The 15,186-nt window shown below is 43.8% G+C and carries 15 protein-coding genes and 1 tRNA gene; 7 read left to right on the forward strand and 9 right to left on the reverse strand.

What is annotated here, in order from left to right; genetic code table 11:
• Positions 1 to 188 precede the first annotated feature (188 nt).
• The 7 genes from rpsO to ACW689_RS12745 all read right to left on the reverse strand — a co-directional run bounded on the left by rpsO (position 189) and on the right by ACW689_RS12745 (position 7,037).
• Positions 189 to 458 carry a 30S ribosomal protein S15 gene (gene rpsO, locus ACW689_RS12715; RefSeq protein WP_010385052.1) on the reverse strand — a complete coding sequence of 90 codons (270 nt, stop codon included), beginning with the start codon at positions 456 to 458 and terminating at the stop codon, positions 189 to 191.
• A 108-nt stretch (positions 459 to 566) separates the two neighbouring features.
• Positions 567 to 1,502 (reverse strand): tRNA pseudouridine(55) synthase TruB, encoded by a 936-nt coding sequence (gene truB / locus ACW689_RS12720; RefSeq protein WP_476291885.1) that lies wholly within the window; start codon positions 1,500 to 1,502, stop codon positions 567 to 569.
• On the reverse strand, positions 1,502 to 1,912 hold the full coding sequence (rbfA, locus tag ACW689_RS12725; protein WP_476291887.1) for a 30S ribosome-binding factor RbfA: 411 nt from the start codon (positions 1,910 to 1,912) through the stop codon (positions 1,502 to 1,504). Before rbfA ends, truB begins: the two co-directional genes overlap by 1 nt.
• Positions 1,913 to 2,023: 111 nt before the next feature.
• Positions 2,024 to 4,675: a translation initiation factor IF-2 gene (gene infB, locus ACW689_RS12730; protein ID WP_476291889.1), complete on the reverse strand. Its 2,652-nt coding sequence runs from the start codon at positions 4,673 to 4,675 to the stop codon at positions 2,024 to 2,026.
• Positions 4,676 to 4,700: 25 nt separating this feature from the next.
• Complete coding sequence (gene nusA / locus ACW689_RS12735) at positions 4,701 to 6,203, reverse strand: transcription termination factor NusA (RefSeq protein ID WP_476291891.1); 1,503 nt, start codon at positions 6,201 to 6,203, stop codon at positions 4,701 to 4,703.
• 40 nt (positions 6,204 to 6,243) lie between these two features.
• Positions 6,244 to 6,699: a ribosome maturation factor RimP gene (gene rimP, locus ACW689_RS12740; RefSeq protein ID WP_476291893.1), complete on the reverse strand. Its 456-nt coding sequence runs from the start codon at positions 6,697 to 6,699 to the stop codon at positions 6,244 to 6,246.
• A 261-nt stretch (positions 6,700 to 6,960) separates the two neighbouring features.
• Positions 6,961 to 7,037, reverse strand: a tRNA-Met gene (locus tag ACW689_RS12745).
• A gap of 356 nt (positions 7,038 to 7,393) precedes the next feature.
• Between ACW689_RS12745 and ACW689_RS12750 the strand changes: the two genes are divergently transcribed.
• Entirely contained in the window at positions 7,394 to 7,870 is a 477-nt protein-coding gene (locus ACW689_RS12750) for a globin family protein (protein WP_476291895.1), read from the forward strand.
• A 62-nt stretch (positions 7,871 to 7,932) separates the two neighbouring features.
• On the opposite strand, the gene ACW689_RS12755 is transcribed toward ACW689_RS12750, so the two are convergent.
• Both ACW689_RS12755 and ACW689_RS12760 read right to left on the reverse strand, forming a co-directional pair.
• Positions 7,933 to 8,337 (reverse strand): DUF3019 domain-containing protein, encoded by a 405-nt coding sequence (locus tag ACW689_RS12755; protein ID WP_476291897.1) that lies wholly within the window; start codon positions 8,335 to 8,337, stop codon positions 7,933 to 7,935.
• Positions 8,327 to 9,166: a MipA/OmpV family protein gene (locus ACW689_RS12760; RefSeq protein ID WP_476291899.1), complete on the reverse strand. Its 840-nt coding sequence runs from the start codon at positions 9,164 to 9,166 to the stop codon at positions 8,327 to 8,329. The genes ACW689_RS12755 and ACW689_RS12760 overlap by 11 nt, the downstream gene beginning before the upstream one ends.
• Positions 9,167 to 9,362: 196 nt before the next feature.
• Here ACW689_RS12760 and ACW689_RS12765 point away from each other — a divergent pair, with 196 nt between their 5' ends.
• The 6 genes from ACW689_RS12765 (at position 9,363) to ACW689_RS12790 (ending at position 15,168) form a co-directional block, all read left to right on the forward strand.
• A complete protein-coding gene (locus tag ACW689_RS12765; RefSeq protein ID WP_476291901.1) occupies positions 9,363 to 10,379 on the forward strand; it encodes a phospholipase C/P1 nuclease family protein in 1,017 nt (338 codons plus the stop codon).
• Complete coding sequence (locus tag ACW689_RS12770; RefSeq protein WP_476291903.1) at positions 10,379 to 11,563, forward strand: peptidyl-prolyl cis-trans isomerase; 1,185 nt, start codon at positions 10,379 to 10,381, stop codon at positions 11,561 to 11,563. The genes ACW689_RS12765 and ACW689_RS12770 overlap by 1 nt, the downstream gene beginning before the upstream one ends.
• Positions 11,560 to 12,084 (forward strand): hypothetical protein, encoded by a 525-nt coding sequence (locus ACW689_RS12775; protein WP_476291905.1) that lies wholly within the window; start codon positions 11,560 to 11,562, stop codon positions 12,082 to 12,084. Before ACW689_RS12770 ends, ACW689_RS12775 begins: the two co-directional genes overlap by 4 nt.
• A gap of 174 nt (positions 12,085 to 12,258) precedes the next feature.
• Positions 12,259 to 12,573 carry a (2Fe-2S)-binding protein gene (locus ACW689_RS12780; RefSeq protein WP_476291907.1) on the forward strand — a complete coding sequence of 105 codons (315 nt, stop codon included), beginning with the start codon at positions 12,259 to 12,261 and terminating at the stop codon, positions 12,571 to 12,573.
• Positions 12,570 to 13,970: an FAD/NAD(P)-dependent oxidoreductase gene (locus ACW689_RS12785; RefSeq protein WP_476291909.1), complete on the forward strand. Its 1,401-nt coding sequence runs from the start codon at positions 12,570 to 12,572 to the stop codon at positions 13,968 to 13,970. Before ACW689_RS12780 ends, ACW689_RS12785 begins: the two co-directional genes overlap by 4 nt.
• Positions 13,957 to 15,168 (forward strand): NAD(P)/FAD-dependent oxidoreductase, encoded by a 1,212-nt coding sequence (locus ACW689_RS12790; RefSeq protein WP_476291911.1) that lies wholly within the window; start codon positions 13,957 to 13,959, stop codon positions 15,166 to 15,168. Before ACW689_RS12785 ends, ACW689_RS12790 begins: the two co-directional genes overlap by 14 nt.
• Positions 15,169 to 15,186: the final 18 nt, after the last annotated feature.

Raw genomic sequence — 15,186 nt, forward strand, 5'->3', positions numbered from 1 at the left:
ACAACTACCAATTACAGTCTTAAGCAGACTAATCAATCAGCTTAAGCACTACAATTGGCAAATGATGTCGGCGCAGTTTCGGCCCTATGCCGAAGTAGCTTAGTATACTTGGACATCAGCCACAAAAAAAGGGGCGATTAAGCCCCTTTTTTTGCTGTTGACTAAAAAGCCAACAAGTAATCAAATTATTAGCGACGTAGGCCAAGCTCTTTGATTAGTGCTGAGTAACGCTCAACGCTCTTACCTTTTAGGTAATCAAGCAAGTTACGACGTTGGCTAACTTTACGTAGAAGACCACGACGTGAGTGGAAGTCATGCTTGTGGTTAGCAAAGTGACCTTGTAACTTGTTGATGTCAGCAGTTAGAAGTGCAACTTGAACTTCTGGTGAACCAGTGTCGCCTTCAGCACGTGCGAATTTTGCTACGATTTCTGCTTTTTCTTGGTTGCTTAGTGACATAATAACTCCAAAATAGAATTTAAATTGTGCTTTAGCCGATCACTAATTCAGCCAAAGCGGTAAGAGGCGCGAATTGTACCAGCAAGTCCTATCTGACGCTAGTAAAACTTACTGGTTGCTAGACAACGCTCTCTTTGCTTTTAAATGGCCGTCCGCATTGCGCTCGCCAATACCAATAAACTGGCCATCCGCAACAACTTTGATGATCCCATCGGGCACTTCACCGCAGACAACAACCTGACCGTGACTAAATGCTTTACCTTGCTCTTGGGTAATGTCTATAACAGGTAAATCAACCAAAGCGGTGTCCATCGGCAACAAAAGTTCATCTAGGTAGGTAGATGGTTCTAAACCTTCCGATTTTGCCTGCTGAAGCTTTTCTTCAAGCTGCTCTATCGTCACCATTCTTTCACTCGGATAATGACCCACTTTAGAGCGATGTAACATGATCACATGTGCGCCGCAGTCCAGTTTTTCACCAAGGTCATCAACAATAGTGCGAATATAAGTGCCTTTTGACACATGAGCTGTCATTTGAATTTCTTCATTGTCAGCATCATATTCATCAAGCGTAAGGCTATACACATTAATTTTTCTGCACTTGCGAGGCACTTCGATGCCTTCACGTGCATACTTATACAAAGGTTGGCCTTGGTATTTTAGTGCAGAGTACATCGAGGGATACTGGTCCGACTCTCCCAAAAAGCTGTTTACCGCACTTTGTAATGTATCTTGATCGATAGACACGGGTCTGGTTTCGACAATTTCACCATCCGAGTCTGACGTGGTGGTTCGTTCACCCAACTTGGCACGCACCACATACGTTTTATCAGTGTCCAATAAAAACTGAGTAAACTTGGTCGCTTCGCCAAAGCAGATAGGTAACATACCCGTTGCAAGCGGGTCGAGTGCGCCCGTGTGCCCTGCTTTTTGCGCAAAGTAAATACCTTTAGCTTGTTGAAGCGCCTTATTGGAGGAGATCCCCTGCGGCTTGTGCAGCAGCACAATACCATCAACGGGACGACCTTTTGCACGTCTAGCCATTACTCTTTATCGTCCTCAACAGCATCTTCTGATGATTCAGGGCCACGCTTTTGGTTGTCTTCACGGATCACAGAATCAACCAAATTGGAAATACGCATACCTTCAATCAGTGAGTTATCAACCACAAAACGAAGCTCTGGCATTATGCGGGCACGAATTCGCTTACCTAGAATTGAACGAATATAGCCAGTTGCATCATTTAAAATAGCCACACTTTGCTTCGTTTTATCTTCATCTGTAGTGTTCAATACAGTAATAAAGATTTTTGCGTATGATAAATCTCTAGACACTTCCACAGCTGATACCGTTACAAAGCCTAGACGAGGATCTTTAATTTCACGTTGTAAAATGACCGCAATTTCTTTTTGAATCTGCTGAGCCACTCTATCTGTGCGAGAAAATTCTCTCATTTTCACCACTTATAAAATTAACTTATTGATAAATATGAATAAGTTTTATTTTCACACAATAGACAAAATGGGGGCTTATGCCCCCATTTTAACCACTCTTAATAAGTTGGCTTATAAAGTACGTTGTACTTCAACCGTCTCGAATACCTCGATTTGGTCACCAACTTTAACGTCGTTGTAGTTCTTAACGCCGATACCACATTCCATACCGTTACGTACTTCTTGCACATCATCTTTAAAGCGACGTAGCGACTCTAGTTCACCCTCATAGATAACCACGTTATCACGAAGTACACGGATTGGCGCGCTGCGTTTAACCACACCTTCTGTAACCATACAACCTGCGATAGCACCAATCTTCGGCGACTTAAACACGTCACGAACTTCAGCAAGACCAATGATCTCTTGCTTAAATTCTGGTGCCAGCATACCAGACATCGCTTGTTTCACTTCTTCGATTAGGCTATAGATAACGCTGTAGTAACGTAAGTCTAAGTTTTCAGCTTCAATCACTTTACGCGCAGATGCGTCAGCACGAACGTTGAAGCCAACAATAATCGCGTTAGATGCAGCAGCGAGCGTTGCATCTGTTTCAGTGATACCACCAACACCAGAACCAACAATCTTCACTTTAACTTCATCTGTAGAGAGCTTAGTCAGTGAATCAGCAATCGCTTCAATTGAGCCTTGAACATCTGCTTTTAATACAACATTGACTTCAGACACATTGCCTTCAGTCATATTGCTGAACATGTTCTCAAGTTTCGCTTTTTGCTGACGAGCCAGCTTAACATCACGATATTTACCTTGACGGTATAATGCAACTTCACGCGCTTTACGCTCGTCTTTAACAACGGTTGCTTCATCACCAGCTGCGGGCACGCCTGACAGGCCTAAAATCTCGACAGGGATTGAAGGACCCGCAGTCTTAATTTCTTTACCATTTTCGTCACGCATCGCACGAACACGGCCATACTCTAGACCACAAAGAACGATGTCACCTTGGCTTAATTGGCCAGACTGAACAAGTACCGTAGCAACTGGACCACGACCTTTATCAAGGCGTGATTCAATAACAACACCCGCTGCCATACCTTGAGTTGGCGCCGTTAGCTCTAAGATTTCAGCTTGCATTAGAACAGCTTCGAGTAGTTCATCAACACCAGTACCCGCTTTTGCAGAGATGTGTACAAACTGCGTATCACCACCCCACTCTTCTGGGATAACATCAAGTTGCGCAAGCTCATTCTTAACGCGATCTGGATCGGCGCCTTCTTTATCCATCTTGTTCACAGCAACAATTAAAGGAACACCAGCCGCTTTCGCGTGCTGTACCGCTTCTTTAGTTTGTGGCATTACGCCATCGTCTGCTGCAACAACTAGAATAACGATATCCGTTGCTTTTGCACCACGAGCACGCATTGAAGTAAACGCTGCGTGTCCCGGTGTATCTAGGAAAGTGATCATGCCACCATCAGTTTCAACGTGATATGCACCAATATGCTGTGTGATACCACCCGCTTCACCAGATGCAACTTTCGCGCTACGAATGTAGTCAAGTGTTGATGTTTTACCGTGGTCAACGTGACCCATTACCGTTACAACCGGTGCACGAGATTCTGTTGATTCTACTTCTGCACGGTCACTTAGTACTTGCTCTTCTAGCTCGTTTTCTTTCACTAGAATAACTTTGTGGCCCATTTCTTCGGCTACTAACTGCGCAGTTTCTTGGTCGATAACTTGGTTAATGGTCACCATATCGCCCATTTTCATCATTGTCTTAACAACTTCTGCGCCTTTCACCGCCATACGAGATGCAAGCTCTGCAACGGTGATGGTTTCGCTAATACGCACTTCTTGTTTTACATCCGAAACAGGCTTTTGGAAACCATGCTGCAATGATGTAGGCGCTTTAAGCTTGCCCTTACGGCCCTTTACATGTGCTTCTTGCTCTTTAGCTGGCGCTTTTTTCTTCTTCTTACGACGCGCACTTTTCTCTTCACGCGCATCTGACTCATCTTCTGCTTCACGAGCATAAGTTGAAGTCGTTAAGTGGTGGTCCGCCGTTTCTTCGCGACGACGACGCTCCTCTTCTTCTTGCTTCCAACGAGCTTCGTTTTCTTCTGCTAACTTGCGCGCCTCTTCAGCTTGGCGCTTCGCTTCTTCTTCAGCTTTTCTCAATGCTGCCTCTTCTGCTTCTTTTTGCAGACGCTCAGCTTCTATGCGCTCTTTTTCAAGTTGCGCACTGTCCACTTTTTTGTCTTGCTGTTCGTTCGCTTTACGCTCCGCTTCCGCTTTACGTTTTGCTTCTTCTTTCGCTTTGCGCTCCGCTTCCTCTTTCGCTTTACGCTCAGCTTCTTCTTTAGCCTGTTGCTCAGCTTCTTGCTGTGCTTTCAGCTCCGCCTCTTGGCGTGCTGCTTCTTCAGCTGCTAAACGCTCTTGCTCTTTTTGCTGATCAATCGCGCTTTTTTTCACATAAGTGCGTTTTTTACGCACTTCTACAGATACAGACTTTTCTTTGCCCGTTGAACCTTTAACGCTCAGCGTGCTTTTGCTCTTGCGTTGTAGAGTCATACGCTCAGGGCCTTCGGCGCCTTTGCCACCATGTTGCTTGCTCAAGTGATCAAGCAACTGCGCTTTTTCAGACTCAGTAACCGTGTCGTCTTTACCTTTGGTGATCCCTGCATCATTCAACTGCTGCAGCAATTTATCAACAGTTGTATCAATTGTCTCGGCTAGTTTCTCAATGCTCACTTCTGCCATAGTGTGTGTTACCTCCGTTAATAAATTATGCGTCTTCACCAAACCAACAAATGTTACGAGCAGCCATAATCAACTGCCCAGCTTCTTGCTCTGATAATTCTGTAATTTCGACTAGTTCATCAATACCTTGCTCGGCTAAGTCTTCAAGCGTAACAACGCCTTTGCTCGCCATTACAAATGCAAGATGACGCTCTAAACCTTCAAGTGTCAATAAGTCTTCAGCAGGCTCTGCACCTTCTAGGCTTTCTTCAGTCTTAAGTGCTTTTGTCGTTAATGCATCTTTTGCACGATTGCGCAGTTCTTCCACAGTGTCTTCATCAAGACCATCAATCTCTAAAAACTCAGCAACCGGTACGTACGCCACTTCTTCAAGCGTAGAGAAACCTTCATTGATAAGTAGCGCCGCGAAGTCGTCATCTATATCAAGGTTTTCAGTGAATAAGTTAACTAGCTTGTCTGACTCTTCCGCGTTTTTCGCTTCCATGTCTTCAACCGTCATCACATTTAATTCCCAACCAGTTAACTGACTAGCAAGACGAATGTTTTGACCATTGCGACCGATTGCTTGTGCTAGGTTATCTGCTTCAACTGCGATATCCATTGAACGAGAATCTTCGTCCATCACAATTGATGCAACCTCAGCTGGTGCCATTGCATTGATAACGAATTGTGCTGGGTTGTCATCGTATAACACGATGTCAACACGCTCACCGCCAAGCTCTGTCGATACTGCTTGCACACGCGCACCACGCATACCAACGCACGCACCAACTGGGTCGATACGCTTGTCGTTAGATTTAACAGCAATTTTTGCTCGAGAACCAGGATCACGCGCCGCACCACGAAGCTCAATCATTTCTTCGCCAATTTCTGGCACTTCAATGCGGAACAACTCCATTAGCATCTCAGGCTTTGAACGCGTCACAAATAATTGTGCACCACGCGCTTCTGGCTTAACTTCGTAAAGTAAACCACGAACTCGGTCGCCTGGACGGAAGCTTTCGCGTGGCAACATATCTTCACGGTAGATCACCGCTTCAGCATTGTTACCTAAATCAATCACAATCGCATCACGAGTTGCTTTTTTAACAACACCCGTTACCAACTCACCTTTTTGGTCTTTATACGCTTCAACAACCAAAGCGCGCTCGGCTTCACGTACTTTTTGTACGATCACTTGCTTGGCCATCTGCGTGGTAATACGGTCAAACTTGATAGACTCGATTTGTTCTTCGACAAACTCACCAAGTTGAATTTCTGGTTCATCTACTTGAGCAGCTTCGAGCGTGATCTCAGCGTATGGGTTTTCTAGTGAACCATCTTCTTGTGGCTCTACAACCATCCAGCGACGGAACGTATCATATTCACCCGTTTTGCGGTCAATTGAAACACGAACTTCAATTTCACCTGTGTGTTTTTTCTTTGTTGCAGTCGCTAGTGCGAACTCTAACGCTTCAAAAATCTTTTCTCTTGGGACTGCCTTCTCATTGGAAACGGCTTCTGCCACCAATAATATTTCTTTTGCCATAGGTAATGCCTCGCTTGCCCTTGTCCTTCGCACTCAATAGTTAAAACTTTGCGATAATATTCGCACGCTCGATGTTGCTAAGCATAATCATATGTTCATTACCATCGATGCTCACTGTGATCATGTCACCACTCACAGCAATTAAGTCACCTTTAAAGTTACGGCGACCATCTTGTGGCAATTTAGTACGAATACGTACTTCTTCGCCTTGCGCTTTTTCGTAATGTGCCGGTTTAAACAGTGGTCTATCAACACCAGGAGACGATACTTCTAAGTCGTATTCGTTTGTAATCGGGTCTTCAACGTCTAAAATCGCACTGACTTGTCTACTTACATCTGCACAATTGTCTACCGTAATACCATTTTCATGTTCGATATAAACACGCAATGTAGAATGACGACCAGCTTGCACAAACTCAAGACCCAATAATTCAAACCCTAACGCGGCAACCGCAGGCTCCAACATTGCTGTTAATTCTTGCTCGAGTTTTGTCACAAATTTCCTCCATACAAACAAAAAAAGGGCCTTAGCCCCAATAACTTAGTTGTTTCGTACCAAAGCTTGGGATAGAAACCTAAACTGCAGATACAACAACGCCCCGAACCAAGCGGGGCGTCACACCTAAAACAAAACTGTGTGGCCAAAGGCCTAGCTTGGTTGCGTGCCACTGCAGCTTTATTAAGCTGACGCTTAAACGCAAAACGCGCATTACAAAGAATGCGCGAAACCGTACAAGAATGTATAACATTCTAAGTTTGGTTGCGGGAGCCGGATTTGAACCGACGACCTTCGGGTTATGAGCCCGACGAGCTACCAGGCTGCTCCATCCCGCGCCAATAAATAAGCAGTTAGTACTGCAAAATATGCGCTGTATTATAAAGACAGTTCCATTAATAAGCAACCTTCATGCTCAATTAAATAGAGCCTTTGGGCACTTGAGCATAATTGTTAGTCTCGTGTACAGAAAATAGAATGCAGAAAAGTCTCACAACCTTGAGTATATTCGCACAAATTTTGAATCTATCTCGCATACTTTAATATAAGCGCTATACTCAAAATTACGAGCAATAAATTAACCTTGATAATTTATACGCGAAACGGTGGTGTCATCTATCTAGAAGTAATAAAGTGGCACTGAGCAGCACTAACCGAGCAAACGGATGCGCTCTTAATCGACGAAGAGGCGATTATGAGTATCTCTCCCTATCAATATCAATTATTGACGCAATCACTATCTATCATTCAACCAAATTTTCACTGTTTTTGTGTAAGCCTACAAACTCAAGTTAACCGATACGATACGCAATTATTGCTGCCCCGAAACAATGAACAATTACTCAGTGTGGAGCAATCTATTAACCACTTTTTGCAAGAAGCTGTTTACTTACTCCCCCAACAAGAGCAGTTATCGAACTTCATCAAAAAGTGCGCACCTAACTTCGCGATGCTCAACCCAAACGAGCGTGATATTTCAGTGCTTTGTAACGCTATGATCTGTTGCTTGCAATTACACTTAGGCGCACAATTTACACTTGCTTTGCGAAATGCCTGGCGTAAGGCGCTGCATATATTTGCAAATATTATTAAAGAAACGCTATTCAACATCAGTAATGTTGTTAGCTTACAGCAAATCAGGGAACAACGAGTATCTAATGTAACTAACTGAAGCCTGCTTTTACACACCCGATGAAAGAGCTCCCCAGAGCTCTTTCATCGTTTTTGTCGTGTTTAGAATAAACGCCAACGACGCTTTTTGGTTTGTACCTTGTGTACCCAGTTGACTTCAATAGTCGTCACTGCAAGTACATCTCTTTGCGCTTGAGAAATAAGTTCATAACTCAGGCTCTGTTCTGAGCCAAAGTTCAGCGTGTACGAGAATGATTGCGTATTCGCCCAACATTGTAAGATCTTCTTTGAATACCCTTCACGAAGGCAATAGTCTCCAACTTTTGGTGTTACAACTTTAAATTCAACATCTGCATAACAGGTTCTTCCTTGAGTCAGTGCAACACACTTATTAGGTGTTACATTCAATATTTGACCTGAGCTCTCGCTTTTAGCTTGTGCTTGGCAGGTTGCAATTGTAGCTACTAATCCTAGTAATAATTTTGCGGACATGAATTTAGAATACATATTTCACTCCCGCAAAAATAACACTGGCGTGCTGAGACTCCACCAATGGACTGTTTTTTACATTGGTACTCCCCACCAGCAATGATGCTCCGCCACTGAAGACCCAGCTTTGTGAAATTGGGTAGTTAGCTTGGAGTTGAGTAAAAACTGACGCGCCACCACTTAGTTCGTACATAGGTCTAAATGCAGTTTGCTCGTCACTATCGACACCATAGTAATAATCGATAAAATTACCCGAATAGTAATTTAAGCCGAAGTTTAACCATACATCCCAATTGCGTAATTCGAATGTTCTGGTTGATTCAGCATGTAAAACCCAGCCACGACTCTCACCTAGTGCGTCATACACTAACTCTACAATTACTTGGTAATCATTAAAGTTTCTATAATATGCAACGCCTAGCGAAGAATCCTGCTCACGCTCCTTAATCCCAGCCAATTCAGGAACCACCGCCCCATCGCTGTCATAACCCTTCTCACTGAACGGTAGTTCATAACTACCCACAATCAGATCGATACCCGTATCTCCACTTTGCCAAAGCTGGTAACCCACATCAGCTCCGCCAAAAAAGTCTCCTGAACGCGCTCTCAAATAAAAATTTTTGTATTCTACTATGGCATCAACCAATACAGTTGCACCGCTATACGTAGAGTCAGCACCGACCAGTTCTGGGAGCTGAGTTTTAACGCCATATAGTCCCAAGCTCAATTGCCAGTAGAACTCATCCTCATCCAAACTTTGAACAGACGCTTGCTGTGGCTCTTCTGCATGGACTCCCCACGATAACGCGGCTATCAAAAAGCTCAGGAGTGTAAATAGTTTTCTCATGACATGATTTTTCTTTTTTGCATTACTTTGTGCCGAAATTGATACCTAATAATACCTGACCAAGCACACTTCAACAATCACAGTTTTCATACAAAGAGTTACAAAAACATTTAATACAAGTGCAACTTAAATGTAACAAAAAATGTGTCAAATAACGCCCTTTGAACTAGAGTGATTACTTTACCCAAGGATCGTTATGAAAAAATTAATACTGTGCTCATTACCTTTTTTGAGTGTTGCAGCAATTGATGCGCATGCTTTTAGCCAAGAAACACACAAACGTATCGTAATAGATGCGGTTAATTATATGGCTCAAAATCCAAGCTCCACACAATACAACAAGTTGGTTCAATACGCGCAAGCAAACAATATGAACGTAAATGCGCTCGCTGACTTACTCGGACAAGCTGCTTTTGATGTAGATGATTTTGAAGATACGTTTTTTTGCGGTGCTATCACGGGTGACTGTGTCCAAGCACCGCTTTGGGGAGCAGCAGAGAGCATTGTAAAATACACAAGTTACTGGCATTTCCAAAATCATACTCAAGGCCCAGATGTCCATGGCAATGATTTTGGCGGTTATAACTGGGAAAAGCTCACAGTGTGGGGCACTGTTGATTCGATTGCTTCTACGTGGTTAAAAGGTGACTACTTGGATGATGGCCGTGGTGGAGAAACCGGTTGGTTTAGAGCCGATGACACACAATACAACAGTTACGGCATTACCGAAGCAAACTACAGAATTGATAGCCACTCAACATACAGTATGTATGATGACTTTGAAGAAATGCCATTTCAGCCTATCGATAATCTAGGCCAATATTGGTATCAAAAGTATCTACAAAGTGGTAACCCTCAGATCCTTGGTTTTGTATTTCACACGACAGACTTATTACAACCTCACCACACATGGACCACGTCGGATCTGAACCACGCTAGCTGGGAGTCTTGGGTCAAAGATTATTATGATAAAGAAAACCTGAACAATACACAGTTAGTAAAAGAAGCATTAGAAACTTTTTCTCCATTGGCCGTAAACAGCCAAGATATTCGCCCTTTACTAACACAGGGTGGCTCGTTTTCCTATTCTCAAGGTGGTATCGTGCTTAACTCTAAAGATCATTACGACCGCTTGAACACGGCAAAACTCGTGATCCCGCACGCAATCGCAATGGTAGTACACCTACTTAACCATGCCATGGTGGCGCGTTAATGCGTACTTTGGTTATCCTACTGGCAAGCTGCTTAAGCTTGCCAGTTTTCGCACAGATAAGCTTTAGTAAAGCTGAAGTAGAACTGGTTCAGCTTGCTCTGCAAAATAAAGAACCCAATGTCACAACGCAACAAGCCAAAGCCCGCCTACTTGAAAATAGTTTTCTGCTAGAGCAAGCTAAAAAGCGCCATTCTGATATTTTGCAAAGGCAATCAATGGTCGGGTTTAGCACTGACTATCATACTCGCCGATACACGCTATCGCTTTTAAAAGCGCGCTTTAAGCTACCCAATATCAGTAAGCTCGCTGACAAGGCTTGGACACCATATAGTTCTAAGTGGTTGGCAGAAAACCTACCAGCGTATCCAAGTACCAATGTGTATTCTCCTGCGCAATTAACAAAAATGCAGGAAATCGACTTAAGCAATTTAGCGAACGGCCCATTAACTTTAGCAACCCTCATGCAAGAACAATCGATGCAAAATCGCTATAAGCTTCATCAAGGTGACTTCCAGTTATTCAAAACATTAGTGGCTGAACACAGACATTTCAATCTAACCATGAAAAAGCTTGAAGGAAAGATACACTCGCAGGGATTATCGCGAAATAGACTCACCAATATAGCTAAAGGCGAGTTACTTAGGCCCGTAATGCAAAATTACTTTGGTGTAGTACACAGTATGCATGGAGAACGAAGTGAATACATTGAGCGACTGCAACAAAACATTACAGGCAACGTGGTGAGTGACTACTTTAAGGCAAATAAAGAAAGCTTTAAATACATTGAGAAAGTGCAGGCCAATGCGGTGCAGTTTGCAAACAAAGACAAAGCAGAACATTTTAGACAAGTTGCGGCTACCCAAGGTTTTGAGCAAGCAACGCAGCACTTTAATGTGCAAGATTTGTTTGCAAATAGCCAAGGGCTGATCAAGCGCCAGAAGCAAAATTCATGGGCACAACAGCTTGCATTCAGTCTTCGCCCAAAACAGCTATCCAAGCCAATTCGCACACCAAAAGGACAATGGTTGGTAGCACAAACTAAGCAGCGCTTTTACGCGTATTATCCAATTGATAGTGAAACTGTTAAGTATCAAGCTAAACTCGCATTAACAGAAGCGTTTGCGAGAACAGCCTATGAAAAACTAAAAACGCAATGGCTTACTGAAAACGGAGTGGTGCAATGAAAAAGCAGTACGTTGTTAGCGCAGCAATCGTGATATTCACGATTGCTGGCGCAGTATACTTTGCACAGCCAGCCACTTCTGTTGTGCATAAAAAGGTTATCGAGCACAGCCACTATGCCAAAACACAAGCAAAGCAAACTCAAGCTGAGACAACAACGCAATCACAAATCAATACGAATACTGTCATAATCCCCACAGAAGAGATTATGAGCACAGATGATACAGCAGTTGAAGAACCTGATAACTACATTCCCCCTATTGGTAAACCCACAAAAAGCGCCTCATATAAAGGTGATTTAAACGACTATGATAGCTATCAAGCCTTTGGGGACAACCAAGAGAAAAAGCTCAAACAGCAATTCATCATTGCTGCAAAGACTAAGGTAGCGCGCTTAGAAGCACTATTGGAACGAGGAAAAAGGGAAGGAATTAGCCAAGAAGAACTAGTGTTTGCAGAGGAAAAAATAGCCGGGATCAAAGCAATGAGCGAACAATTACAACAGCAATTTGACGCACAATGATTGGATGTCGCCATTCTTCGCTCAAAATAAGATAGATCTAGATCAAACAACCCTAACAAAGTTAACTCAATGTAAAAGTTTTGTTTGTTTTACCCACTATTCGTCTGTACCTTGCCCACTAGGGTGTTTATTCACCCAGGGATATCAAGTTGAGATAATTTATTCGAGGCAAGAATGAAAACGTTAAAACGAACAAAGGATATAACACCATTATCATCCTCCCTTTTTGAAATAGAGATCAATCAAAACAAAGTTGCTGCCAGTGAGGGTGAAACCCTACTGAGTGTGCTACTCGCAACCGACCAAAAAGCCATTATGCACAATGATCATAATGCTCAATCAGGCGCATATTGTGGTATGGGGGTGTGCCATTGCTGTCATGTCAAAGTCAACGATCAATTTAAGCAACGCGCATGCCAAACATTGGTGCAACCAAATATGAAAGTCGAAACGCTCGCTAATCGATTTGTACAGGAGGGAATAAAATGAGCACACAAACTCCTGTGGTTATTGTCGGTGCAGGCCCTTCAGGTACAGCGACGGCAGCACAGCTTGGCAAATATGGCATCCCAAGCGTTGTCGTAGACGAAGCCCCAAAAATCGGTGGCGTTATCTATCGCGGTCCGTTGCGTCAAACCAACCATTTGCCGCATCTCGATGATAACCTGCAACGCGCAATGGCAGCGTTACGCACTCGTTTTGAAAGCCAAGCTCAGCACATCCAACTCATGACCAACACCCGAGTATTAGGCCCAGAGGGTAGCCGTAATCTGTTGCTAAACAAAAACAACGTGCTATCCAGTCTTGAATTTGATGAATTGGTGTTAGCGACGGGTTGCCATGAACGCAGCATTCCTTTTCCAGGTTGGCATACTCCTGGTGTAATGTTACTGGGCGGCGTGCAACTGCAAATAAAAAGTGGGCTTGTAAAACCAGGTTCTCGAATGGCATTAGTTGGCACGGGACCGTTATTACCATTAGTTGCTTGCCAGCTGCATAAAGCTGGTGTGGATGTTGTTGGCGTATACGAAGCAAGCCATTTCAACAAACTCGCCAAAGAAGCTGTTGCTTTATTGAATAAGCCTAAATTAACGCTTTCAGGGCTAAGTATGATGGCATATCTAAAAAAGCATGGTATTCCATTTCTCTATGGTTGGGGCATCGTCAAAGCCCATGGCACGCAAAATCTAGAGCATATTACTGTCGCTCCGTACGATAGTAATTGGGGGGCTATTCACGCTCAAAGCAAAACCATCGATGTTGATGCAATAGGTGTTGGTTACGGCTTTGTCGCTCGTAGCCAACTCGCTATGCTGTTAGGCGTCGAACATAGCTATAACACTATCAGCGGCTATGTACCAAAACTTGATAAGTGGTATCAAAGCAACTTATCTAACACCTTTATTGTAGGTGATAGCAATGGCTTGCTCGGTGCTGATGCGGCAATTTGTGAAGGGCAAATTGCCGCTGTAAGAATCGCGCAAAGTCGCGCCATTATCACGCCAAAACAAGCAGCGCAACATGCTGGAAAAATAATGAGAAAGTTAGAGCGAATTAAACGTTTTCGCTGTGGCTTTGATCGCTTTAGCGAGCGCCAGCCGGGCTTACTCGACCTACCAGAAGCCGACACCATTGTCTGCCGCTGCGAGCAAACCACTCGTGCGCAAATAGACCAAGCCATTGAACAAGGCGCGAAAGACATCACAAGTCTGAAAATGCGTACTCGTATTGGTATGGGTGATTGCCAAGGGAAGACCTGCGCAAGCTATGCCATCGACCGCCTACACAACGCTGGCATTTACGACAATATTGGTACTATCAAACCGCGTTTCCCCCTTGATCCTATCCCTTTTCAATTATTGGAGGATAACCATGAAGCAGTATGATGTTGTGATAGCTGGAGGCGGTGCTATTGGTGCTGCTTGTGCGTATTTTCTGAGCCGAGATACCAACTTAAGCATCGCTTTAATTGACATAAAAAAGCCGGGTAATGCTTCTCGCGCCTCCGCTGGCGGACTCTGGGCAATTGGTGAATCCGTGGGTTTAGGATGTGGGGTGATCTTTTTCAAAACACTGTCTAAGTTACAAAGCGAGGCAAATGGTAAAGAAATCCCTGTCATGCGCCCACATCAATTGCCAGATTGCTTTTTTGAATTTGCGCTGACTTCCAATGACATGTACCCAGCGTTACATAAAGAACTATTGGATAAACACGGAGTTGATTTCAAATTTGAACGCACTGGGCTTAAATTCATTATGTACAACCATGAAGATAAGCTATACGCGGACCAAATATTGAGCGGTATTCCACACTTAACGGATCAAGTTCGCTGGCTCAGCGCTGAACAATTGAAGGAAGAAGAGCCGTACATTACGCCTGATGCTATCGGTGCAATTGACTTTACCTGCGACCATCAAGTCAACCCTTATCGCTTAGTAGATGCCTACACTGAAGGGGCGCGTCAAAATGGTGTTGAACTTATATTAAACACCGAAATACAAGACGTTTTAAAACAGGGAAACCGTGTTGTAGGTGTAACGACGGACTCAGGCACATATAAATGCGATACGCTTATCAATGCGTCAGGTGCTTGGGCCGATGAGCTATTTCAAAAAGCCACTGGCATGAGCATGCCTGTTTACCCCGTCAAAGGACAAATCGTGCTGTCTGAACGTATGCCAAAGATACTTCGAGGCTGCGTGAGCACAAGCGATTGTTATATAGCGCAAAAAGATAACGGTGAGATACTTATTGGTTCATCAACCGAAGAAAAAGGCTTTGATGTTACCAATTCACTCGACAAGGTCAGTGAACTATCGCAAGGTGCTACCAAGTGTTTACCCATATTAAAGCAAAGCAACATTAAGCGCTGCTGGGCAGGCTTACGCCCTGGTACACCGGACGAATTGCCTATTCTTGGCAAAACACCAGGAGTTGAAGGTTATTTAAATGCATGTGGACATTTTAGAACAGGCATTCTCACCTCAGCTATCACAGGCAAGCTCATTACCGAACTCGTCACAGGTCAACCAACCACACTCGACCTGACACCGTTTAGCGTCTCGCGTTTTTTATCAAATTAATGCCACGCTAAAACCAAA

This window comes from Pseudoalteromonas sp. ABE4_541 (assembly GCF_056312285.1).

Bases quoted from the DNA above. Each gene is read 5' to 3' on its own strand.
- infB (WP_476291889.1), bottom strand. From the start codon at position 4,675: ATGGCAGAAGTGAGCATTGAGAAACTAGCCGAGACAATTGATACAACT.
- ACW689_RS12780 (WP_476291907.1), top strand. From the start codon at position 12,259: ATGAAAACGTTAAAACGAACAAAGGATATAACACCATTATCATCCTCC.
- rpsO (WP_010385052.1), bottom strand. From the start codon at position 458: ATGTCACTAAGCAACCAAGAAAAAGCAGAAATCGTAGCAAAATTCGCA.
- rbfA (WP_476291887.1), bottom strand. From the start codon at position 1,912: ATGAGAGAATTTTCTCGCACAGATAGAGTGGCTCAGCAGATTCAAAAA.
- ACW689_RS12785 (WP_476291909.1), top strand. From the start codon at position 12,570: ATGAGCACACAAACTCCTGTGGTTATTGTCGGTGCAGGCCCTTCAGGT.
- ACW689_RS12760 (WP_476291899.1), bottom strand. From the start codon at position 9,166: ATGAGAAAACTATTTACACTCCTGAGCTTTTTGATAGCCGCGTTATCG.
- ACW689_RS12790 (WP_476291911.1), top strand. From the start codon at position 13,957: ATGAAGCAGTATGATGTTGTGATAGCTGGAGGCGGTGCTATTGGTGCT.
- nusA (WP_476291891.1), bottom strand. From the start codon at position 6,203: ATGGCAAAAGAAATATTATTGGTGGCAGAAGCCGTTTCCAATGAGAAG.
- ACW689_RS12765 (WP_476291901.1), top strand. From the start codon at position 9,363: ATGAAAAAATTAATACTGTGCTCATTACCTTTTTTGAGTGTTGCAGCA.
- ACW689_RS12775 (WP_476291905.1), top strand. From the start codon at position 11,560: ATGAAAAAGCAGTACGTTGTTAGCGCAGCAATCGTGATATTCACGATT.
- ACW689_RS12770 (WP_476291903.1), top strand. From the start codon at position 10,379: ATGCGTACTTTGGTTATCCTACTGGCAAGCTGCTTAAGCTTGCCAGTT.
- truB (WP_476291885.1), bottom strand. From the start codon at position 1,502: ATGGCTAGACGTGCAAAAGGTCGTCCCGTTGATGGTATTGTGCTGCTG.
- ACW689_RS12750 (WP_476291895.1), top strand. From the start codon at position 7,394: ATGAGTATCTCTCCCTATCAATATCAATTATTGACGCAATCACTATCT.
- ACW689_RS12755 (WP_476291897.1), bottom strand. From the start codon at position 8,337: ATGTATTCTAAATTCATGTCCGCAAAATTATTACTAGGATTAGTAGCT.